21 protein-coding genes are annotated in these 23,099 nt (G+C 39.7%); 9 read left to right on the top strand and 12 right to left on the bottom strand.

Features of this window, described 5'->3' with window-relative positions; all coding sequences use genetic code 11:
• Window positions 1-37: 37 nt before the first annotated feature.
• From FFU37_RS18935 to FFU37_RS18925, 3 genes are all read left to right on the top strand, one after another.
• Entirely contained in the window at window positions 38-1,264 is a 1,227-nt protein-coding gene (locus FFU37_RS18935) for an MFS transporter (RefSeq protein ID WP_101216379.1), read from the top strand.
• A gap of 171 nt (window positions 1,265-1,435) precedes the next feature.
• The gene (locus tag FFU37_RS18930; protein WP_024596984.1) at window positions 1,436-3,832 is read left to right on the top strand and encodes a TonB-dependent siderophore receptor; all 2,397 of its coding nucleotides are present in this window, start codon (window positions 1,436-1,438) and stop codon (window positions 3,830-3,832) included.
• A gap of 113 nt (window positions 3,833-3,945) precedes the next feature.
• Window positions 3,946-4,893, top strand: a complete 948-nt coding sequence (locus tag FFU37_RS18925) for a carbohydrate kinase family protein (RefSeq protein ID WP_138490302.1) — start codon at window positions 3,946-3,948, stop codon at window positions 4,891-4,893.
• A gap of 45 nt (window positions 4,894-4,938) precedes the next feature.
• Here the strand turns inward: FFU37_RS18925 and FFU37_RS18920 are convergent, their stop codons facing one another.
• From FFU37_RS18920 to FFU37_RS18910, 3 genes are all read right to left on the bottom strand, one after another.
• On the bottom strand, window positions 4,939-5,328 hold the full coding sequence (locus FFU37_RS18920) for a nuclear transport factor 2 family protein (protein ID WP_138490301.1): 390 nt from the start codon (window positions 5,326-5,328) through the stop codon (window positions 4,939-4,941).
• Window positions 5,329-5,410: 82 nt separating this feature from the next.
• Window positions 5,411-6,061 carry a DsbA family protein gene (locus tag FFU37_RS18915; protein WP_138490300.1) on the bottom strand — a complete coding sequence of 217 codons (651 nt, stop codon included), beginning with the start codon at window positions 6,059-6,061 and terminating at the stop codon, window positions 5,411-5,413.
• Between the two features lie 40 nt (window positions 6,062-6,101).
• Window positions 6,102-6,980: an MBL fold metallo-hydrolase gene (locus FFU37_RS18910; RefSeq protein ID WP_138490299.1), complete on the bottom strand. Its 879-nt coding sequence runs from the start codon at window positions 6,978-6,980 to the stop codon at window positions 6,102-6,104.
• Window positions 6,981-7,099: 119 nt separating this feature from the next.
• Here FFU37_RS18910 and FFU37_RS18905 point away from each other — a divergent pair, with 119 nt between their 5' ends.
• A complete protein-coding gene (locus tag FFU37_RS18905) occupies window positions 7,100-7,987 on the top strand; it encodes a LysR family transcriptional regulator (RefSeq protein ID WP_138490298.1) in 888 nt (295 codons plus the stop codon).
• A gap of 95 nt (window positions 7,988-8,082) precedes the next feature.
• Here FFU37_RS18905 and FFU37_RS18900 read toward each other — a convergent pair whose 3' ends face one another.
• From FFU37_RS18900 to FFU37_RS18890, 3 genes are all read right to left on the bottom strand, one after another.
• Window positions 8,083-8,463 carry a SpoIIAA family protein gene (locus tag FFU37_RS18900; protein ID WP_002960091.1) on the bottom strand — a complete coding sequence of 127 codons (381 nt, stop codon included), beginning with the start codon at window positions 8,461-8,463 and terminating at the stop codon, window positions 8,083-8,085.
• Window positions 8,464-8,561: 98 nt separating this feature from the next.
• On the bottom strand, window positions 8,562-9,254 hold the full coding sequence (locus FFU37_RS18895) for a cupin domain-containing protein (protein WP_138490297.1): 693 nt from the start codon (window positions 9,252-9,254) through the stop codon (window positions 8,562-8,564).
• Between the two features lie 49 nt (window positions 9,255-9,303).
• A complete protein-coding gene (locus FFU37_RS18890) occupies window positions 9,304-9,924 on the bottom strand; it encodes a glutathione S-transferase family protein (protein WP_138490296.1) in 621 nt (206 codons plus the stop codon).
• Between the two features lie 391 nt (window positions 9,925-10,315).
• Here FFU37_RS18890 and FFU37_RS18885 point away from each other — a divergent pair, with 391 nt between their 5' ends.
• Window positions 10,316-10,834, top strand: coding sequence for a TetR/AcrR family transcriptional regulator (locus FFU37_RS18885; protein WP_138490295.1), 519 nt, complete (start codon window positions 10,316-10,318; stop codon window positions 10,832-10,834).
• Window positions 10,835-10,917: 83 nt separating this feature from the next.
• Here FFU37_RS18885 and FFU37_RS18880 read toward each other — a convergent pair whose 3' ends face one another.
• From FFU37_RS18880 to FFU37_RS18860, 5 genes are all read right to left on the bottom strand, one after another.
• On the bottom strand, window positions 10,918-12,387 hold the full coding sequence (locus FFU37_RS18880) for a carbon starvation CstA family protein (protein WP_004334688.1): 1,470 nt from the start codon (window positions 12,385-12,387) through the stop codon (window positions 10,918-10,920).
• Between the two features lie 259 nt (window positions 12,388-12,646).
• On the bottom strand, window positions 12,647-13,564 hold the full coding sequence (locus FFU37_RS18875; RefSeq protein WP_007584308.1) for a carbohydrate kinase family protein: 918 nt from the start codon (window positions 13,562-13,564) through the stop codon (window positions 12,647-12,649).
• 2 nt (window positions 13,565-13,566) lie between these two features.
• Complete coding sequence (locus tag FFU37_RS18870) at window positions 13,567-15,090, bottom strand: mannitol dehydrogenase family protein (protein ID WP_138490294.1); 1,524 nt, start codon at window positions 15,088-15,090, stop codon at window positions 13,567-13,569.
• Between the two features lie 47 nt (window positions 15,091-15,137).
• The gene (locus FFU37_RS18865; protein WP_004334683.1) at window positions 15,138-16,859 is read right to left on the bottom strand and encodes a purine-cytosine permease family protein; all 1,722 of its coding nucleotides are present in this window, start codon (window positions 16,857-16,859) and stop codon (window positions 15,138-15,140) included.
• Window positions 16,860-17,069: 210 nt separating this feature from the next.
• Entirely contained in the window at window positions 17,070-17,744 is a 675-nt protein-coding gene (locus tag FFU37_RS18860) for an HAD family hydrolase (protein ID WP_004334681.1), read from the bottom strand.
• A gap of 427 nt (window positions 17,745-18,171) precedes the next feature.
• Here FFU37_RS18860 and FFU37_RS18855 point away from each other — a divergent pair, with 427 nt between their 5' ends.
• Both FFU37_RS18855 and FFU37_RS18850 read left to right on the top strand, forming a co-directional pair.
• Entirely contained in the window at window positions 18,172-19,698 is a 1,527-nt protein-coding gene (locus tag FFU37_RS18855) for a catalase (RefSeq protein ID WP_039488381.1), read from the top strand.
• A gap of 99 nt (window positions 19,699-19,797) precedes the next feature.
• Window positions 19,798-20,313 (top strand): ankyrin repeat domain-containing protein, encoded by a 516-nt coding sequence (locus tag FFU37_RS18850; protein ID WP_138490293.1) that lies wholly within the window; start codon window positions 19,798-19,800, stop codon window positions 20,311-20,313.
• A 56-nt stretch (window positions 20,314-20,369) separates the two neighbouring features.
• On the opposite strand, the gene yddG is transcribed toward FFU37_RS18850, so the two are convergent.
• A complete protein-coding gene (gene yddG, locus FFU37_RS18845) occupies window positions 20,370-21,290 on the bottom strand; it encodes an aromatic amino acid DMT transporter YddG (protein WP_138490292.1) in 921 nt (306 codons plus the stop codon).
• 447 nt (window positions 21,291-21,737) lie between these two features.
• Here yddG and FFU37_RS18840 point away from each other — a divergent pair, with 447 nt between their 5' ends.
• Both FFU37_RS18840 and FFU37_RS18835 read left to right on the top strand, forming a co-directional pair.
• Window positions 21,738-22,391, top strand: a complete 654-nt coding sequence (locus FFU37_RS18840) for a TetR/AcrR family transcriptional regulator (RefSeq protein ID WP_004334664.1) — start codon at window positions 21,738-21,740, stop codon at window positions 22,389-22,391.
• A gap of 3 nt (window positions 22,392-22,394) precedes the next feature.
• Window positions 22,395-22,877: a putative 4-hydroxy-4-methyl-2-oxoglutarate aldolase gene (locus FFU37_RS18835; RefSeq protein ID WP_039488377.1), complete on the top strand. Its 483-nt coding sequence runs from the start codon at window positions 22,395-22,397 to the stop codon at window positions 22,875-22,877.
• Window positions 22,878-23,099: the final 222 nt, after the last annotated feature.

Genomic DNA, 23,099 nt, shown 5'->3' with positions numbered 1-23,099 from the left:
CGAAGTGTTAATAAAGAATTTAACGAGGAATAAACACATGACAAAATCACACACACACGTAAGCAGCGACCCACTGCAACAAATACGCTGGCTTACATACATGATGTTTTTTATGTTTGCCATGACCTCTGACGCAGTCGGCATGATAATCCCCGAACTTATAAAAGATTTCGGTTTGAGTATGACTCAAGCTAGTGCATTTCATTACGCTCCCATGGCATTAATAGCCTTTAGTGGATTATTTTTAGGATTTTTAGCTGACAGCCTTGGCCGTAAAAAAACCATTATGCTAGGTCTATTAATATTTTCTGCGAGTTGTTTTTTGTTTGCATTTAGCACCAGTTTTACCTTCTTTTTAGTATTGCTTTGCTGCATAGGCCTGGCCATTGGTTTATTTAAAACCGGCGCACTGGCATTGCTTGGCGATATTTCGCATAGTAACGACGACCATACTAAAACTATGAACAAGGTTGAGGGCTTTTTTGGCATTGGCGCTATTGTAGGCCCTGCCCTAGTTGGTGTTTTATTAGTGCAAAACGTAAGTTGGACATACCTGTATATTACTGCGGGCGTAATGTGTTTAATTCTTGCTTTATTAGCATGGCGAGCAGACTACCCTGACGTAGTTAAAACAACTGAAAAGCCAGCCTCTTTGGCCACCACCATGAAAATGGTAAAAAACCCTTATGCACTTGGCTTTTCTTTAGCTATTGCACTTTATGTAGCGACTGAAGTGGCTATTTATGTATGGATGCCGACGCTATTAAAGGACTACACAGGCTCTTGGCCGCTCCTTGCCACTTATGCACTTACTATATTTTTTATACTACGTGCTGCAGGTCGTTTTATTGCCGTATGGTTACTAAATCGTTATAGCTGGCAAGGTGTTATGGCTTATTTAAGCTTAGGTATTGCGCTTTGTTATGTGGGTACACTTATTGGTGGCGTTGACTGGGCTGTAGGGTTACTACCTCTTTCAGGTTTATTTATGTCTATGGTTTATCCAACTTTAAACTCTAAAGGTATATCGTGTTTTCCTGCTGAGCGCCATGGAGCCGTAGCCGGGGTTATATTATTTTTTACCGCATTATCAGCTGCTTTAGCTCCTTTATTTATGGGTATGATCAGCGATTACTTTGGCCATGTGCGCTATGGCTTTTACTTAGCAACAGGGTTTGCCGTGATTTTATTTGTAGCTATGTTGTTCAATTATTTACGCGACCCATCAATGAGTGCTTTACAAGAAAGTAACCCAACAGCTTAATAAACTTGTATCTCAATACAATAAAAAACACTTTTAAAATCAACATATGAATAATAAAAGAGCAAATTAAACACAAAATGATTTGCTTATTGTAAAATATTTGTTATTTTTACTTAATCGATTAAGTAAAAATAACAAATCCTACTGGGTTCAACACAACGAGGCGTTCACATGACAACACACAATACACCTTTATATTTAATCAGCGCTTTAGCACTTGCCGTAAGTCAAGGCGTTAACGCACAAGAAACAGACCAAGCAACACCTGAAGCATCACAAAACAAAGGTCTTGAAACAATAGTTGTAACCGGCGTACCACGTCGAACAACAATCATGGCTTCAAGCGTATCAGTTAGTAGCGTATCACTTGAACAAGTTCAGGTGTCTACTCCTCGCTCAACAGCCGAGGCTTTTAGAATCATCCCTGGTATTCGTGCAGAATCGACAGGTGGCGAAGGTAATGCAAATATTGCTGTTCGTGGCCTGCCAGTTGCTTCGGGCGGTGCAAAATTTTTACAATTACAAGAAGATGGTTTACCTGTACTGCAATACGGTGATATCGCTTTTGGTAATTCAGATATTTTTATGCGATTAGATAACACTGTGCAAACTATCGAATCGATTCGTGGTGGCTCAGCATCTACTGCAGCAAGTAATGCACCTGGTGGCATTATTAACTTTATCTCTAAAAATGGCGAAAACGAATCTGGCAGTGTATCTACAACACTTGGCTTAGATTACGACAGCGTTCGTACAGACTTTGAATACGGCACTTACTTAACCGATAGCGTGCGTTTTCATGTTGGTGGCTTTGTTCGACAAGGCGAAGGCCCGCGCGAAACAGGTTACACGTCTAATAAAGGTGGCCAAATAAAAGCTAATCTTACAAAAGATTTCGACAACGGTTACGTTCGCCTTTACTACAAACACTTAGACGATAAGAGTGTTGGCTACCTTCCAATGCCAATGTACTCAAATGGTGACTCTATTGCTGGATTTGATGCGCAATCAGACACACCTCACTCAGCGTTATTTACTAAAACAGTACGTTTAAATGGTGAAAACCAAATCAGTAGCGGCGATATTCGCGATGGTATGAATCCAAAGGTTGACTCTGTTGGTTTTGAAGCTGTATTTGATTTAGATAACGATTGGCGTATCGAAAACCGTTTTCGTAAATCATCAATAAGCGGCAACTTTAACTCGCTTATTCCTGCAGAGGTTGGCAGCGCATCATCTATTGCACAGAGCATTGGTGGTGTAGGCGCAACACTCAGTAACGCAAACACGGGCGCTGCATTTAACGACGACCTCGCTATGCGAATTCATACGTTTGACGTAACAATGAACGACTTCGATTCATTAGTTAACGACTTTAAACTAACTAAATCGTTTGATGATGACACCAGCATTACCTTTGGTTATTACGCGTCAACTCAAAACATTGCTATGTCGTGGTTATGGAATTCATACCTTATGGAGCTTAAAGGCGACAATGCAGCATTATTAAATGTTACTGCAGCTGACGGTACTGAATTTTCAGAAAATGGTTTATATGCATATGGCACACCTTACTGGGGAAACTGTTGCCAACGTGATTACGACACAGAGTACGACACCCGTGCACCATACGTTGCATTCTCTACTAAATTAGGCGACGTAAGCATTGATGCAAGTGCCCGTTACGACAGTGGCGAAGCTCGCGGTAACTACGCAGGTGCCGTAACATCAACTGTAGATATGAACCGCGACGGTGAAATATCAATCCCGGAACAAAACGTTGCTGGAATTGATACAGCAAACGCAAGTCCAGTAAACTACGACTGGAACTATTCTTCTTATTCAATTGGTGCTAATTATCAAATTGATCCAAGCCTTGCTACGTTTGCACGTATTAGTAAAGGTGGGCGTGCAAATGCTGACCGTCTTTTATTTGGTAAAGTACGCGCCGACGGCTCTGTTGCAAAAGAAGACGCTGTTGATGAAGTGAACCAGTTTGAGTTTGGTGTTAAAAAGCGCTTTGATTCATTATCAGTGTTTGCTACTGCGTTTTTTGCCGAAACTGAAGAGCAAAATTTTGAAGCAACATCACAAACGTTTTTTGACCGTGAATACGAAGCAAAAGGGATTGAAATAGAATCTACTTACTTTATTGATGCATGGGATTTTCGCGGTAATTTAACCTGGACCGATGCAGAAATAGCAAAAGATGCGCTTAACCCAGATGTTGTAGGTAATACACCACGTCGTCAAGCCGATTTAATTTACTCATTAATGGCACGTTACAACTATGAAAAAGGCGCTGCAGGGGTAAGTTTCATTGGTACTACCGATGCATACGCTCAAGATAATAACGACTTGCAATTTGACGGCTACACACAGGTAAATGGCTTTGTAAGCTATGACTTATCTGAAAACCTTAATATTGCGCTTAATGTGAATAACCTATTTGATACAGTAGGTATTACAGAAGCAGAAGAAGGTTCAGTACCTGAAAATAACATTATTCGTGCCCGTACTATTAATGGCCGCACAACGTCGGTAACTTTAAAATACGCTTTTAACTAAATGTGTGTATTGCGCTGCGGTGAGTAGTCACTGTAGCGCCTTTTAAAGTATGAATAAATAACACCCTTCACGTTTTTTAGCCTAGCCTTGCTAGGCTTTTTAGGATATTCCAAATGACTAAACTCCTGTGCTTAGGCGAGCTATTAATTGATATGCTGCCACAAGATGCTAATAACTCGGCCTATTTACCTATACCAGGTGGCGCGCCTGCCAATGTAGCTGTTGGCTACGCAAAACTCGGCGCAGAGGCTGCATTTTGTGGTGGTAAAGGGGACGATCATTTTGCCAATCAATTAAGTAATGCATTAGCGCAATACAATGTAAATACAGACTATTTATTTACCATTGCAGGCTCACAAACCGCCATGGTTATAGTAAGCCTTGATGAAACCGGCGAGCGTAGTTTTGGCTTTTATCGCCATAATACAGCCGATGTACTATTAACGCAGGCGCATTTAGCGCATATAAATTGGCAAGAAATAAGCACACTACACTTTTGTTCAAACACATTAACCGAATCAGCAATTGCCAACACAACGGTTAAAGCGCTAGAACTTGCAAAAGCGAATAATAAGCTCGTCAGTTTTGATGTGAATTTACGCTACAGCTTGTGGGAAAACACAAGCGATATAGCAAGCAATGTAAAAGCCTGTTACACCTATTGTGACATAGTAAAACTCTCGCGTGATGAGCTTAATTTTTTAGCCCAGCATAGCGATACAACGAGCGATGATTACATTCAAATGCTATTAAATACCGGAGTAAAACTGGTGTTTTTAACCGATGGACCAGAGCCTGCAACGGTTTACCACAGCGCATTTACACTCAACGAATCGGCACCAAAAATAAACGCCGTAGATACAACAAGCGCGGGTGATGCATTTATAGCGGGGGTTTTATACTACTTAAATAACTTAGGAAGTGATTTACCACTAGCAGAGAAACTAAATGATAAAGCGAGCGTAAAAGGCGCCCTGCACTTTGCTCTTAAATGTGGCTCTAAAGCGTGTTTAGCTAAGGGGGCATTTCCGGCATTACCTGTGCTGGCTGATGTACTTTAATAGACCTAATGTTTTTTAAGTTCAAATCTATGCAGTAACGCGTTGTTACTGCATAGCATCAAACACCATTTTACTATCCACTATTTGTTCAAAGTGCGTTATTTTTTGATTTTTAAGCTGCCAAATATGCGCGACCCTAGCTTGCATTTTTTTACCCGTTTTAATATAAGTACCAGAGTACGTGCCATACACTACAACAGTATTATCTTGGGATAAGTAGTTTTGTGGCGTAAACATGTAGTTATACCACTCGCTTGCAAGCTTTTGAAAAACATGTTCAGTAATGTCATTCATACCATGGTATGTACCAGCATAAGCAAAACCGTCAGCCTCTTTCCAAGTAATAGTATCACTTGCATGAGCAACTAAATTTTGCCCATTCTCTTGCGATGTTTTGCCTACATACGTACTTTTAATTATGTCTATGTTGCTCATTTTTGCACACCCTTGCACTATAAAAAGGAAGCTCAATAAAGCTGTAATATAAACAGCTTTATTATTTAGAAATTTCATCGCACTATACTAGCCCAACTGATTGCTGTAAGTAGGTAACCCACTGCTCAGTTTTTCCATAATAATGGGCTATATCGGCTTTTTGCCACTTACCTGTGTCAAATTCAAATGCTGCACTAGGAAAACCTTGCCCATGAATATTGTGCAATAAGCCACGGCTTTGTGCTATATGTTGATCTGTTGCATCGCCTTCTAGCGCATTAAAGTGGGTTTCAAATAAGGCCTTGTTTAAACCCAGCTCCAATGCAATATCAGTCAGTACATGCAGCTGCATAATGTTTTTACCCTGAGCATAATAAGCATGTTGAATACTATTAAGCATTTCCCCACCTGATATACCAAGCTCTTGCGCTGCCAATATAGCGGTAATAGCCGGAGCCGAGTTGAGTATAATATCGTTGGTTTTTAAAAGCCCATCAGTATAGTTACTACCAAATACCTGTCCGGTTTTCTTCGCTATGACACTGTCGTTTTTAAGTGCAAATTCACGCCATGCAGGAGTCACAGGTTTGACATTATCACCTGTTAGCATGCCTCCACTGTGTACTTTTACAATTAAACCATCAATATTTTCAGCAGCGGTGATCAAGGGCACGCTGCCGTAAGTCCAACCACATAAAGGGTCAACAATTATATGTAACGTTACGCTTTTCATTAATATTTCCTATCTAAATAATTGTTTAACGCAAGGGCGCTCAGTGCCATTGCATCTCACCCATAACCACTTTTGAGCCCAACTCTAAAATGCTTCTTGCACCTAAATCAGGGTAAGCTTGAGTCATACTCTCTACAAATTCAGCTGAGTTTTTTGAACTTTTTGCAGCGCTATCCGCTTTATTTAAGTACCCTTTCATGAATGACACACCAGAAAGGTCTTGTTTACTGCCCTGTAAAAAGTGACCTGGAATAACAGTCTGAGGTTTTAAATTCTCGATGTTATCTAATGTTGACTGCCAAGTTTGACGCTCTGCAGCAGTGCTCGAATCGGCTAACCACACATGCATTTGATCAAATACTACAACCCCACCCAGCACTGTTTTTATAGAAGGGATCCAAAGGTAAGTATGCTTTGGATCATGCTGTAAATTTTTAATAATAATTTCTTTCCCATCTATAGTTAGGCTATTTGATAGCATTACTTCTGGCAAAATAAGTTCTTTAGGTGCATTGCTCTTTAAAATAGGCCCCCAATAATTTAACTTTCCTTGCATTGAGCGTTTAATATTCTCTACTGTTGATTTAGTCGCTAATAACTTTGCTTTTGGAAAAGCAGCTTTAATTACATCTAAACCAAAGTAAAAATCAGGGTCGCTGTGACTAATATAAACAGCTGTTAATGTTTTACCGCTCGCTTTTATTTTTTTAACCAATGCTTGTGCATCATTACGCTGAAATTGGGCATCCACTAATAACACTTCGTTATTACCACTTATAATGCTTGATGAGACAGCAAAAATACTTTTGTCTTGTGGGTTATATACATCAACAACTAATTCACTTTTCGCTAATACCGGTTGCATTAATGTGCTTGCTAATAAAGCTGTTGCTGCTAATACGTGTTTAACTTTTTTCATTCTCAGTAGCCTGTTTGTTATTTCGTTAAGATGAGGCTATTGTATGTTGCAATTTAAGAATGAAAAACTAGGCAGAATGCAACTGTCTGTTGCATAAATCGAACATATAGGCAAAGTGAATGGATAGAATTATTGCAGCTGATGTATTTATAAAAATTGTAGAGCAGAAAAGTCTAGCCGGTGCTGCCCGTGCTTTAGATATGTCTAGATCTATGGTTACACGGTATTTGAATCAAATGGAAAAGTGGGCAAATACCCAACTACTCCATCGGTCAACAAGAAAAATAACACTCACATCAGAGGGTGAAAAAGTACTTAATCATAGCCGAGAGCTCATTGCCATCGCCCAAAACATCAGTGCGCCAATAGAAAGTAATAACAGATTAAACGGGCAAATTAGGTTGTCGTGCTCGCCTTTTTTAGCACATGATGTACTACCAGATATGTTGCAACAATTCTTACACGCTCATCCCGAAGTCAGTATTGATGTACAAATTAGTAATCACGTTACAAATTTGGTAGAAGAGCGAATAGATTTAGCAATTAGAATTACCAATGACTTAGATCCTAATATAATTGCTCGCCCACTTGGGAAATGCCATTCAGTATTATGTGCAAGCCCAGAATATTTAGAAAAAAACTCTAAGCCTATAACTACGGATGATTTGAGTCGCCATAACTGTTTAAACTATTCACGGTTTGAAAAAAGTATGTGGCATTTTTCACACCCTGAAAAACCCGTATCTGTAGCGATTGCTGGTAACTTCAGTGCTAATGATTCGAGCTTACTGTTAAAAGCTGCTCTTAATAATCAAGGAATAACTCTACAACCTAAGTTTGCTGCGCAGAAATATATAAATAATGGAAAGTTAATACATTTACTACCACACCTTAAACCACAAACTTTGAGCATATACGGTATTTACCGCTCCAGGAAACATCAGTCACTTGCACTTCGTTCATTTATTGACAGCTTAGTAACGTATTTTGATAAAATTGATACTTAACAATAAGCGAAAACTATTAAACGTTCGCTATAAGTTCTTTATTTAAGAGTTGAAATAGCGCTTTGTAAGCGCTATTTTTTGAAAGAAGGGATTTATTATTCGTCTAACCAATCTATTGCTGCGGTAGCATTTTCAAAGTATTGAACCTCACCCGATATAAACCAGTTGCCTATTTTTGCCATTCGAGCTTGCCACTCTTTATTACCGTAAATAGCTACTTTTTTAAATTCTTTAGAGTGCTTAACACCTAATTTTAAGTCATCCCACGCTGCGCGTAATTCCCAACCTTCAAGTTCGCTACCATCTATTAAGGCGTTCACGACTGGGTGCTTAACTTCGCCAAGAGCTGAGTTTATCATTGGGGTAATTATCTTGTAATCGTCGTGAGTAAGCGTACCAACGGCTTTGAGTTTTAAAAAAAACTCTCTTCCTGCACGTTCAAGACCAATAGATAAACCATGTGTTGTGTGTACCATTACTGCTCTCCTTAAATAGGCTGAGTGGTAAAAGTACACCTTCTAAAATTAATTAGTCCTGAACTAGATCAATAAATAGTCTCAAATAAACGACTCAATTACGCATTTTGTACGCGAGATATCTGGTTTTCTACATCAGTTAAATGACCCGTTTTAAGCCATACTTTTGCACCATTACTTCCCGCTTTAACGTTAACGGAGCTATTGATAGGCACTCTTAACCAACTGTTTTTTACAAGGGTATCGGCTTGCTCATCAAATGAGCCTTCAAGTACTAGCAGCTCAGCTCCGCCTTTTGCGTTTATAACCATGCAGGCGTTGGGCTTAAAGTGCAGCAAGCTTACCTCTTCAAAGTCGTCTTTATATAAAGGGGTTACGGCAATATTTTTAAAACTAGGATGCACCGTACTTTGCATCAAGTTTGTTTGCAAACGCACGTGCGTTCGGTCATCTGGCTGAAACTGCCATAACTTTACAAATATAACGCAGCCATTTTCAGACCCCGGTTTGTGCTTTGATTGCGGTGGATTACGGATATAAGAACCTGCCGCAAAGTCACCATGCTCATCTTGAAATACCCCTTCAAGCACAACAAACTCTTCACCGCCTGTATGTACATGCGGCGAAAACTCACTGCCAGGTGCATAACGAACAATAGTCGTTGCGCGAGCAACTTCGTCGCCCACTCTATCGAGCGCTCGTCTATCAACACCCGCCATTGGCGATGCAACCCACGGGAGCGTTTCGCTATGTACCACAACTCGTTTACTAAAATCGGCAGCTATTTTCATATTTGGCTCCTAAGCGTAACTCCACTTAAATTTTAAACTAATAACCCCATTAAGCCGCAACACTTGGGCGTTTTGCTACTTTTTCTTGCCATGCAACTAAATGGGTTAGCTCATTTGGGATTACTATTTGTGCAAATCCAGCAAATACCAGCCCAGCAAACAATGTAATATCAGCAATACTAAACTGCTCACCAGCAACAAACGCCGATTGCGCTAGTACATCATTAAAATAGCTAAACCCTTGGCGCGCTTTTTCGCCTTGTTTTTCACCCCAAGCCACATTTTGATATGTTTCAAGCTCAGGACCTAAGCCATCAGTTGCATGATGAAAGTAAGTTGCCACAGCGTCAAGCACCATAGATTCTGCACGCTTTTGCATCATGTTAATTACTGCACGCTCTTTTGCGGTTTCACCCATTAAAGATGGGCCTTCAAATGCGGTATCAATATACTCAGTAATAGCGGTACTTTCTGATATAAACGTGCCGTCATCTAGCTCTAATACGGGCACACCTGCTAATGGGTTTTTAGCTAAAAAGGCTTTTGTTCTGTGTTCACCATTTAATAAATCAACAGGTACAAACTCAACATTTGAAGTGGCATTTTTTTCAGCTAAAGCGATACGAACACGAAGTGGGTTTGGAAAGTTTTCTACATCATAAATTTTCATAGCAATCTCTATCTTTATTGTTTAAAAGTGAATTAATAGCAGCAACCTACCTACTGGTAGGTAATTTATAATATTAAACTAAATTTAAGTCAACGTTTAAATTTTTCTGATTTATGGGATTTAACTTAATTCACAATAAAATTATGGAGTTGCTTAAAAGTAAAAACACTTGTAAATAACTACCTACTGGTCGATAATTTTGCTGTACCAATTGCATTAAATAAGTGATCTATTATTGCGCTAAGAATATAGCGCAATGAAAAAGACGAAAATTATGACATGCAGTTGTTCTGTATGAATAATTTTTAACGCAGTTAGTAAGTTATTTAATGCGATACAATGATCATGTTTTTAATAAAACTGGTATTACTGCAGATAGGAAATATTAAAAATGAGTAAAAAAGAAGCTTTATTGAAAGCCGCTGAAAGTAAGGTGCGCCTTGGCGGGTACAGTAATTTTAGTTTTAGAGAGCTAGCCTGCGAAGTCGGCATTAAAAGCGCCAGTGTACACTACCACTTTCCGACTAAGGCCGATTTAGGTGCAGAGCTTGCTCATCAATATACTGATTCTTTTTTAGCAGCGTTAGGCGAGCCAAGCGAGCTTAAAGCAAACGGTAAAAATCCTATTGATGTGTACACACAGCTTTTTAGACGTGCATTAGTAACCGATAAAAAAATGTGTTTATGTGGTTTACTAGGAGCCGAAAGCGATAGCCTTCCAGATAAAGTACGCCTTGAAGTAAAGCGCTTTTTTAATCAAAACCTAACATGGCTTAGCGCTGCACACTTAGCTAATGGTGAGCCTAACCCCGCTCAAGCAGCTATTCAAACAGTGAGCCTGCTTGAGGGTGCTATGATGATAAGCAAAACGCTCGACGATAATAGTTACTTTGAACTTGCCACTCAGTAATACCTAAATTTAGTACACAAAAAAGCGAGCTATTGATAATCAATAGCTCGCTTTTTTAATGCTTGAAATAACTTATGTGATTATTAAACCGCTGTTGGTTTAACTTTATGCTTAGAGTGCACAATAGCTAAAACAATTAAGCCAATCACTGTTACTACAGCACCAATAGGTTTACCTAAATCGCTTGATAAGTTAAGGCCAATTGCTGCAGTGCCAATATAAGAAACCGTTACCGCTGTTGCTATAACAGCAGGAACACTGGCAATCCAATGGAATGTGCCACGGTCAAACAAGTACTTAGTGGCAAGCCATAATACGCTTGTAGAAAGCAGCATGTTTGAAAATGCAAAGTAGCGCCAAATTAATGAGAAATCGAGCTTCGTCATAAAGTACGCTATAGCAAGTATAGGCACCGCCACTAATAAGCGATTACGTAAGCTTTGTGGAATATTAAACGCATCAACAACAGTTAAACGTAGTGAGCGGAACGCTGTATCACCAGAAGTAATTGGGAATACGGCTACTGCAATAATTGCCATTATACCGCCAAATACACCTAAGTAACTGTTAGCTACATGGTTAACAACTAAGCCTGGGCCACCTTGGTCAAGCAATGCTTTTAAGCCCGCGTAACCATCTGGGAACGCTGCAATACCAGCAAGTGCCCATACACAACCTACAATACCTTCACACATCATAGCGCCGTAATAAACTGGACGTACGTATTTTTCGTTAGTTAAACAGCGCGCAATAATAGGCGCTTGAGTAGAGTGAAAACCACTAATAGCACCACAAGTAATTGTTATAAATAACAGTGGCCATGTTGGTAATCCATCTGGGTTTGGCTCTAAAAAGTCATGTGCGTGGTCAGCTTCAAAGTAAGCTAAAAAGTCACTTGGTACCGGTAAGTGCGGCGCATTAATAAGTAATGAAATAGCAATTGCCACCGTCATTACAATCATTAGCGCACCAAAAATTGGGTAAAACTTAGTGATAATTTTATCAATTGGTAGCAAGGTAGCTAAAAAGTAATACGCTAAAATGGCAAGTACCCAAAAGGTATTATTTGCCAGTATTGTACCTTCAAAAAAATCAAGGTTACTTAGCAAACCTGCAGGGCTCATAATAAATACTACACCTACAAAAAACAGTAGCATGGCAGTAAATACAAGCATAAAGCCTTTAAATACGACGTTGTAATAATGGCCTGCGATTTCTGGTAGGCTTTTACCGTCTTCTTTTATACTCATTACACCTGAGAAGAAGTCGTGTACAGCGCCACCTAACACATTACCAAGTACAATCCATACTAGTGCAACGGGTCCGTATAAAGCACCTAAAATTGGGCCAAATATTGGACCTACGCCAGCAATGTTTAAAAACTGAATTAAAAATGCTCTTACAGGGTGAATAGCTACGTAATCAACACCTTCGCTAAAGCGTTTTTGTGGTGTGTCAGCAGTTGAATCCAAACCGGCTTGTTTTTCAACAAATGGGCTGTAAAACTTATAGCCCAGTATTAAAATAGTGAGGCAGATAAAAAAGATGATCATAAAGCACGTTTCTCTTTTTGTATTTTAGTTATAGAGCGCATTGTGTGTCGCCCCGCCTTTTCAATCCGTGAATAATCGACGAACGATAACAAAGCTTTAACCCTCAAACAATAAGACGTTTAGCTAATACAATAATCGATATAAGCCACTATTTACGCAACCTGCGCACTTAACACTCACTTATCGCCTGCGTCTTATTTTAGGCACAAAAAAAGCGGTTAAACTTTTACGTATAACCGCTTTCACACACAATGTTTTTTTAAAGTGGGTTCATAAACTCACTAATTTGTTGATGCGTTAAAGTAGGTGTTGCACCAGAACTTTCGGCGACCATTGCTCCAACGGCACATGCAAAGTCAACGGCATATTGCGCGTCGTCGTTGCTACACAGCTGATAAATTAACGAACCTAAAAACGAATCCCCTGCGCCAACAGTGTCAATTACGCTAATTAAATAACCTGAATTATAAAAATTTTCGCCTTTGATTGTTAATAAAGCACCGTGGCTGCCTTTAGTCACACATAAGTAATCGGTATTTGTTTGCTGTGCTATAAACGCTAAATTTTGTTCAAGCGAATGAAACTTACAACCCATCGCTTTTGCAATTTCGTATAGCTCTTCATCGTTTAACTTAATAAAGTCTGCTTTATTCATTAAATCTACAAGTGTTTCTAGCTTGTAATGCGGTGCACGTAGATTTACGTCAAATACTTTAAAGTTTGCTACATCAACGAGTTGATTTAACGTAGCTAAAGACGCTTCGCTTCGCCCAATTAGGCTGCCAAATACAAATACATCGCTACTTTTAACTTTACTAAGCAACTCATCGGTAAGCGCTATATTATCCCACGCAGTGTCTGCCACTATTTCATAACTTGCAGAGCCACCACTATCGAGCGTTACCTCAACCGTGCTAGTTTTTTTGTCACTATTAATAGCAATGTATTCGCAGCTTACGCCTTTGCTAGTAATTTCGCCTAGTAACTCAGCGCCTAACTCGTCGTTACCAACAGCGCTGATCATGTCGGCTTTAATGCCAAGTGAGTTAATACGCACACACATGTTGAGTGGCGCGCCACCTAAGCGTTTACCTGAATCAAAACAATCCCACAGTACTTCGCCAAAACAGCTAACACTTACGTTTTCGCCTGATTTATGATTAATTAAAATGCTCATAATTAGTTACTCTTTTGATCAAGTACAGCCTGCATAATGGCTTTAATTTTACTATTAGGTGCATACAACGCAGCAATCGACTTTTTATATTCAGCAGTAAACGTTTCGTTATGCTCAAGCTTACCAAACAAGCTCGTTAACTTTAAAAATGCAATTGGGCTAGTTTGAGTCTCTTGCGCGTAAGAATTAAGCTCTTTGTGCATAGCATCTTGAATTTCAAGTTGCTCGCCGTTTTCAGTTAAACCTTTATCGCTGTATAAACACCAAGTAGCAATAACAAGCGTTGCCAGTGATACATCTCGACCTTGTACTAGGTTTTCGTTAATTGTGGCAATTAAAAACTTAGGCAGTTTAGCTGAGCTTTCACTACATATACGCGCTAGGCTGTCTTTAATATTAGGATTAGCAAAACGCTCTATTAACGTATCTTTGTAGCTTTCAAGGTCAATGCCTTCAAGCGGTTCAAGATTTGGCGTTACTTCTTTATCCATAAAAGCACGTAGGTATGTGGCAAATAATTCATCCGATACCGTTTCGTCAATAGTCCCATAGCCATGGATTGAACCTAATAAACCAAGTACAGAATGCCCTGCATTAAGTAAACGTATTTTCATGGTTTCATAAGGCGTTACATCAGTAACAAACTGAGCACCAACAACATCCCAATTTGGACGACCATCACTAAATGTGTCCTCTATTACCCATTGTGTAAACGACTCACAGGTAATTGGCCACTCGTCGCTAACACCATATGCATCAACCACGTAATCAATATCACTCTTTTTAGATACCGGTGTAATACGGTCAACCATCGCATTTGGAAACGATACGTTTTGCTCAATCCACTCGCTTAGGTCTTTGTCTTGTTCTGTAGCAAAGGCTAAAAGCATTTTGCGTGTTACGTTACCGTTGTGCTGAATGTTATCGCACGACTGAACTGTAAACGCGCCTAGGCCTTGCTCTTTACGCAATTTTAACGCAGCAGTAATGTAGCCAAACGCTGTAATTGGATCGTTCGGGTTATTAATGTCGTTAATAATATCTGGATTACTGTAATCAAACTCGCCCGTTGCAGGGTTAAAGTTGTAACCGCCTTCGGTAATAGTAAGCGACACAATTTTAGTATCGCTGTGCGCTAGCTTATTAATTACCGCTTGTTTGTCCTCTGGAGCAAACAAAAAGTCGATCATTGAGCCAATTACTTTGTTATCTATTGTACCGTCTGGGTGTCTAACAGTAAGCGTGTAAAGGTAATCTTGCTGCTTTAAAATATCACGCAGACCACGGTTACCCTCTAAAAGGCCAACACCACATATACCCCATTGCTCAGAGCCCGGAGTTTTTAAAAGCTCATTAACATACACTGCTTGGTGAGCACGATGAAAACCGCCCACACCAATATGTACAATACCGGCTTTAACTGCGCTACGGTCGTAGGTTGGTGTATCAACATGGCTTGGTAATTGAGCCAAGCTCTGTTGGTTTAGCCCTGTAACTAGAGCGTCAGTGTGTTGGTATTGTGTCATGGTGTGACCTTACTAAACAAAGATAAAATATAAATTACGATACTGTATTACGATGCTGTATTGAGTACTTTATGGCGCTTTAACGACCAGTACGCAGTAACAAAATAAATAACAGTACAAATAAAACAGGCTATTTCGAATTGCGATTTATTAGCGCTGTACATACTCATAGTTTCACTGAAAAACATCACTTGGCTGGCAAATATGAAAATAATAACCAGTGAAACCGTAGAAACCGCGTTAAGTACTTTGGTAAATACAGAGCTGTCAATTACTGGCTTTGGAATGTCTTTAGCCTCAGCTGCTTGATATTCTTTAATATCACGTTGCTCTTGCTTTTCTGCTGCAATTTCTTGTGTGTAATCGTCACCAGCGCCGTATTTTTTAGCTAAAAGCGTGTAAACAACAATGGTGAAAATCCATGTAGGAATAAACAAGTAGTAAAACGACATTACATCAATTGCGTTTAAGCCAAAGCCAAACACAAGTGCTAACGCCCAAGATGCTATAGCCGGTACGCTGCGGGTAATATTTTTATATTTAGCCCAATAACGTGTTAGGCCAATTTTAGGAAATAACACATGCTCAGCAAACACAATGCCGCCTACTGGTACAACTAATAAGCCTGCGTAAGTAAGTAGCGGAAGCATTTGAGAAAATACAAACGGGAAACATGCAATAATTACGGTTACAACACCTACAATAGCGGTTGTGCGTTCACGTGATTGATTAACAAATATAGATTGTGCTGCAAGGCCTGCACGGTAAAGGTTTGCGTTAGCTGTAGTCCAACCGGCAATAATTACAATAACAAAACCAGTCCAACCTAATGCATGGTATGCAACATCGCCCGGATCAAGTGATGAAATAGTTGTTTTAAGTAATACCGCAACACCTGCGCCCATAATACCGGCAGAGATCCACGCTAAGTAATGGCCAAAAAACATGCCCACACCAGAAAACAAACCATAGCTTTTGCGTTTAGCAAATCTAAAAATAGCCATGTCGATTAAACCAAAGTGAGTTATTGAGTTAGCAGCCCATGCAAAGCCAATCACTTCTAATAGGCCAATGCCCTTTTCACCATCGGCATTGGTGCCCGTCCATATGGAGGAGTCGCCTATGGTCATAAAGTCGCTAAAGCTAGTTAAAGAGGTAGAACCTAATACGTGATTTGAAAGCTCAGGGAATAACGCGAACGAGCCTGCAATAAATATAACAAATAGCCACGGCGCACACAGCTTTGAAAAGTCAGCAACCGTAGAAAAGCCATACATCGCAACAAATACAACAATAGAGCCAACAGCTAAAACAATGGCTACAAACCAAAAGCTATTTGGATACCAATCAAGTTGCGCAGGTATATCAAACAAAAACCGCACGGCGGTGGAGGATACCGTGATCATCGCGGCCGATATAACACTAAAAATAACCACGTTAGCCCAGTTATAGAGCTTGGTCATTGAGTTACCAGCAATTTTGTTTAAGTAGTTATATAAACTTAAGCGGGTTTCTACTGCAATGGGTGCAGTAATCAGCCACCAAGAACACATTGCTAACAGGTTACCTATTAATAAACCCAGTAGAATGTCGATGGTTGAAGCGCCTAATGCAACAAACGTTGCACCAATAACAAATTCAGTAGCCGCAACATGTTCGCCAGCGTATAGCCCTGCAAAATGCTTCCAGCCGTGAAGCTTATTATTAGCAACAGGAAGTTGCTCTTCGTTTACATCTTTAAATGTTTGTGTGTGTGGACTCGTTGCCATGGTATTTCCTATTGTTAACAGCAAAATATTTAATACCTAAATACTTTGCCTTTTATAATTTGGTTTATAAACGCATGATGTTTTGCCACGTTTTGTTTTATTTTTAGTAAAGCAAAACCATCTACATTTATATTTTGCGTTTGCTTGCCTGTCAGTGAGTAAGGCGAGCAAATCGCGTTTAAAACTTTGTGTATTTAAAAAGCTGCGTGTTTACTGCTTTTTAAGTTCAGGGTATGCACTAAAAAAATCTTGCCAATGCGTTAAATGATCAACATTTGGGTAAGCACTGTGTACATGATTAACAGAGCCTTGCATATGTTGCCCACCGCTGTAATGCAGTACTTGCATATTGGCGTCAATTCCTGCATTTACGCCGGCTTTACTGTCTTCAATTACTAAGCAATGCTCTGGCTTTACACCCATTTGCTTAGCTGCATGTAAAAATAAATCAGGCGCCGGTTTACCACGCTTAACTTCGCTGCTGGTAAAAACCGTATCGCTAAAGTACTTACTTAAACTCACTACGCTCAACGCTTTTGCGGTGCGTGCTGGGCTACTGCTAGTAGCTATACAAATAGGCACAGCTAAATTGTTAAGTACGTCTTCTATACCATCAGTCGTGGTTAGTCCGGTTTCAAATTCGTTTAATAGTGCCTCGCGGTAGTCACCTTCAAAGCTTTCAGGAAGAGTGACATTAAATGCATCCGCTATTTTTTGGCTTACTGTTTTAAAGTTGCAGCCTAAAAAGTGTTGCTGTACATAAGCGCGGTCAATCTCAACGCCTTTTTCAACAAGCATATTAATGAGTACTTGTGCGCTTAAAATTTCGCTATCAATAACAACGCCATCACAATCAAATATCACTAGCTCAATATTAGTATTCATCTTGTCACCTTATTAACACTGTTTGGTTTAGCTAATTTAAGTATAACGAGTTAAGCGCGATTAATATTGTGCAACTTTTTAGTGCAACTCAGCAATGAGCATAAGCTCACTGGTTGAGCATATTCCCTTTATTGCGCGAATATGTCAACACACTGTAAGTATAAAACGCACCAGCTTGGTGAAAATACCGCCAGATAAAACTAAAAACCTTTGTATTTAATAAATTTTATAAAAGCATATTGCGACTAAGGTCGTAGTAAAAAAATTACATTAATGTAAAAAGTGTATCTGCAAATTCATTTCATCTGTTTTACAAATCACATCAATCTAATTAATCAGTTTTACCGAAGTTAATAAAATTAATACTATCGTTTACAGATTAACAGCCTGCACCACTGCCGGCACTTTTAAATAGATGAGGTCGACAATGAATACTCAAATAAACAAAACAAAATTAACACTAACTGCACTGGCACTTGCGATGGCATTACCGGCAAGCGCAGCAACAACTCTTACTAAAGATAACGGCGCAGCTGTTGGCGACAACCAAAATTCAATTACTGCTGGCGAACGTGGCAGTGTATTACTAGAAGACGTGCAACTAATTCAAAAACTGCAACGCTTTGCACGTGAGCGTATTCCTGAGCGTGTTGTGCATGCTCGTGGTACCGGCGCACACGGTGTGTTTGTAGCATCAAAAGAGCTAGACGATTTAACAATTGCAGCACCGTTTGCACAAGCTGGTAAAGAAACAGACGTATTTGTTCGTTTTTCATCAGTAATTCACTCAAAAGGCAGCCCAGAAACACTGCGTGACCCACGTGGCTTTGCAACTAAGTTTTACACAGACCAAGGTAACTGGGATTTAGTAGGTAACAACTTACCGGTGTTCTTTATTCGCGATGCGATTAAATTTCCAGACATGGTTCACTCGTTAAAGCCATCGCCGGTTGATAACATTCAAGATCCTAACCGCGTATTCGATTTTTTCTCGCACGAACCAGGTTCTACACAAATGCTAACGTGGGTTTACAGCGACTACGGTACACCAGCAAGTCTTCGTAAAATGGACGGTTGGGGTGTACATGCATACAAAATGATTAACAAATCGGGCGATGTTAAATACGTTAAGTTTCATTGGGTAAGCCAACAAGGTATTGATAACCTTGACGCAAAAGAAGTAGCTAAAGTGCAAAGCCAAGACTTCCAACACTTAACACGCGACCTTTACAGCGAAATTGGTAAAGGCAACTTCCCTAAGTGGGATCTATACATTAAAACGCTTGATCCATCGCAGCTTGATGATTTTGATTACAACCCGTTAGATGCAACAAAAATGTGGTTAGACATTAAAGAAACTAAAGTAGGAACAATGACCTTAAACCGCATGCCAACTAACTTCTTCCAATCTACGGAACAAGTAGCAATGGCACCGGCAAACATTATTCCAGGTATTGAGCCATCAGAAGACAGACTATTACAAGGTCGTATGTTTTCTTACGCTGATACACAAATGTACCGCCTAGGTGCTAACCACCAGCAACTGCCAATTAACCGTGCAAAAGTTGAAGTGGTTAACTACAACCAAGACGGCGCAATGAATATTGGTAACACAACAAGCAATGTGAACTACCAGCCAAGCCAAGAAAACGTAGCTGAAAACCCAATTGCACGTAGAAGTAACACAGAGCTAAAAGGCTTTGTACAACAAGCCGCGATTAAAAAGCAGCAAAACTTCGCGCAAGCAGGTGTTATATACCGTGGTTTTAGCAAGCAAGAACGTACAAACCTAATTAATAACCTAGCAGGCGATTTAGGCAAAGTGCAAAACAGCAGTGTTAAACACAAAATGCTTAGCCACTTTTACAAAGCTGATAGCGAGTACGGTACACGCTTAACTAAAGCTGTAAACGGCGACCTTAAAATGGTTAAACAACTAGCCGCTAACTTATAAGCAACTAGTTAAAAGCAATTAGTCCCAACTAAATAGCTATTTAAACCACAACCATGAGGAAGGAATAAACCCCTTCCTCTTTTATAAGAGACAATTGTTATGCGTAATTTATTAATTATAGTCGCTCTATTTATGAGCTTTACCAGTAGCGTTTACGCTCAAAATACATCAGATACACAAACACCCAGTACGCAATCTGAAAGCCAACATTCTGCAAAAACTCAATACGATAGCTTATTTGCTTATTACTTTGCCGCAGCACGTACAAACGACACAGCTGTAATAGAGCAATTTGTAGATGCCGGTATTCCTATCGACAGCTACAACAATAAAGGCTACACCGCGTTAATGATTGCTACTTACCATGGTAATAAAAACACGGTTAACACACTTTTACACTTAGGCGCTAATGCCTGTCTAGAAGATAACCGAGGCAACACAGCGCTAATGGCCGCTATTTTTAGAGGTGAATTTAGTATAGCTAAAACACTCGTATCACTTGATTGCGACAACGCGCATCAAAACAAAGCCGGTCAAACAGCAGAGCAATTTGCACAAACATTTGGTCAACAAAAAGTTATAGAGTTACTAGCGCAGGTAAATAATGCAAAATAATCTGCACGCAACAAAAAGCCCTAAAATAATAGGGCTTATTTTTATTAAAATTAGTCTTATGTTGCAGACGCTATTTGAGGTTGTTTAGGCTTTTCTCGCGTTACAAAGTAGCAAATTAGCGAGCCCACTGTTACCAGTACAACCCCTTGCCAAAACGAAGCGCTCAGCGTAATAGATAAATACAACGCCGAAATAATAGTAGAAAACACCGGTGTAAAGTACGAAAGCGTTCCCAAAAGCATTAAGTTACCGCCAATAATAGCTTGATTCCACAGTGCATAACCGCTCCCCACGACTACACCAGCTAATAGCAATGTTATGCTTGAGCCCAGTGAAAACGTTAATGGCGCTTCATTACTAAAACCATATTGCGCCCACAAACTCATTGCCGTAACAGCAAAAAATAACGTAATGGCATTTTTACCATTACTCAGCTTTTGCGTTACTACGCAATAAATAGCCCATATAAACGCCGCAGCTAATGCCATTAAGTAAGTAGCAGGATTATCAGCAAAGTTAGTAACAAGCGTATCGAGTGACATTTTTTGATCGCCCGTAATACACCAAGCAACGCCTAAAAAAGCAATGATCATGCTTGGGTAAACCCAGAAATTTACTTTTTTACGGCCAATAATAATAGAGAGCAGTATAGTCAGCGTGGGCCATAAATAATTAATAACCGCCATTTCCATTGCCTGATGACGGCTATTTGCCATACCAATAGAAAGCGCCAAACAAATTTCGTACGATACAAATAATAAAGTACCTATTACCAAGTAACGTTTTGAAAACCCACTAAACTTGGGCACTCCCATAACCAAAATTAAAAATATCGCACTGGCAGAATACATAGCCGCCGCACCACCAATGGGGCTAAACAACTCAGAAATATCCCGTAGTAATGCAACTAAGCAACTCCACAGTAATATGGCCGCGACTCCATAAAGCGTGTATTTATTTTTGCTTATAAAATCCATTTGCCAATCCAAAAGTACTACTCGTAAATTTGAAACTAAACTAACAGTAATTATTTAATTAAACAATAAGGGTCTGTTGATCTTTCAAGGTTAAATTTGCAGCAGTCTGTTTGGTATTTAGGCAAGGCAGAGCCTATATAGTGTGGTTATTCCCCATTAATGGGCGATAACGTAGCATTAATGCCAAACAGGCGCTCCCCAAAGGGTTCTTCCTAGGGGCTACTTACTCTTTGTTGCTCGGTTTTTACTTAGCCCACTAGGTTACAAATCTCGCGCCGCGATTAAATAGCCCCTAGTTTGAACAAATTTTAATCCGCAAAGATCAACAGACCCTAAAGTTAATAGCTTAAACCTCTCGTTTGTTTTTAACATTCACCCTCTTTAGTAATTGACCTTTTGGTCAGTAAAGCTACAATCAATCAATACGTTAAACACGCAAACTCAATAATGACCACACAAATAAAACCAAATAAAAAAGAAGTGACACGCGAGAAAAACCAAAAACTAATTTTAGATGCCGCCGAGCAATTGTTTTCGCAATTAGGTTACGACGGAGCAAGTATGAGCATGGTTGCTAAAGAAGCGCAGGTGCCAAAAGCTAATATTTTGTATTACTTTAAAAGTAAAGATGGTCTGTACGAGTCTGTGATTGACCGCATAATAGCTAATTGGAACTTAGGGCTCGATAACGTCACAATTAACGACGATCCAGCTACCGTGCTTTATAACTATATTAAAAGCAAAGTAATACTGGCCGTAAATCAGCCAATGCAATCTCGCTTATTTGCCAGTGAAATACTGCGCGGTGCACCCTATTTACAAAACTACTTTAGAACCAATACCCGCCCTTGGGTTAAACAAAAGGTTGATGTACTTCAAGCATGGATGGACGCAGATAAAATGGATAAGGTTGACCCCTACCATTTGCTCTTTACTATTTGGTCTACCACACAATATTACGCCGACTTTCAGGCTGAGGTTTTACTCGTAATGAACAAATTAGAGTACGACGAAACCGATGTGGCACAAATTACGCAATCAATTGCCCACATAATTTTAAAAGGTATTGGTCTTAAAATACCTGAGCAAAGTGAGACTTAACCCATGACATCCTTTACTACACCCGATTTATTTGACGATCATCGCGATAACGTGCAAGTAGCAGACAGCGGCCTTTATCACTTTGGTAAAAAAACCACGTTTTATGGCAAAGTAGTTACCGTTACCTGCCCAGAAGACAACTCTTTTGCCGCCGATATATTGCATGAAAATGGTGAAGGTAAAGTATTGGTTATAAACGGGTTTGCGAGCAAACGCTTTGCGTTTATAGGCGATATTATGGCTGAGCGTGCCTTAAGTAATGGCTGGGAAGGCGTAATAATAAATGGCTGTTGCCGAGATATAGAAATACTTGCCACGATGAACTTACCTGTAATGGCGCTAGGCTCTACACCACGTAGTACCTTAAAGCGCGGCTTTGGTGATAAAAACCAAGCTATTACCATGCTTAGCACCACCATAGAACCTAACGATTGGGTTTACGCCGATATTAACGGTTTAATCATCAGTAAAACGCCCCTTATTTAGCACTCAAAACCATATAAATAAAGACCAACTTGGTGCATCTGCGCACCAAATTGGTTTGTTTTAGCTCATTTTAATCTCACTATTTCTATAGCCCACATTTACAAATCTCATATAACCCAACAAAACCTGACCAGTTGGACAGGATTTTAATTTATGGCATTCCTCTTGCTTAGTCTAAGCACTATAAAATCAAAACTACCGATTAAAAAGCGGAGTTATACC

Source organism: Pseudoalteromonas distincta (assembly GCF_005877035.1).
GTDB lineage: Bacteria > Pseudomonadota > Gammaproteobacteria > Enterobacterales > Alteromonadaceae > Pseudoalteromonas > Pseudoalteromonas distincta.
The sequence above is the reverse complement of the archived record's forward strand: the minus strand, read 5'-3'. Positions and strand labels throughout refer to the sequence as shown.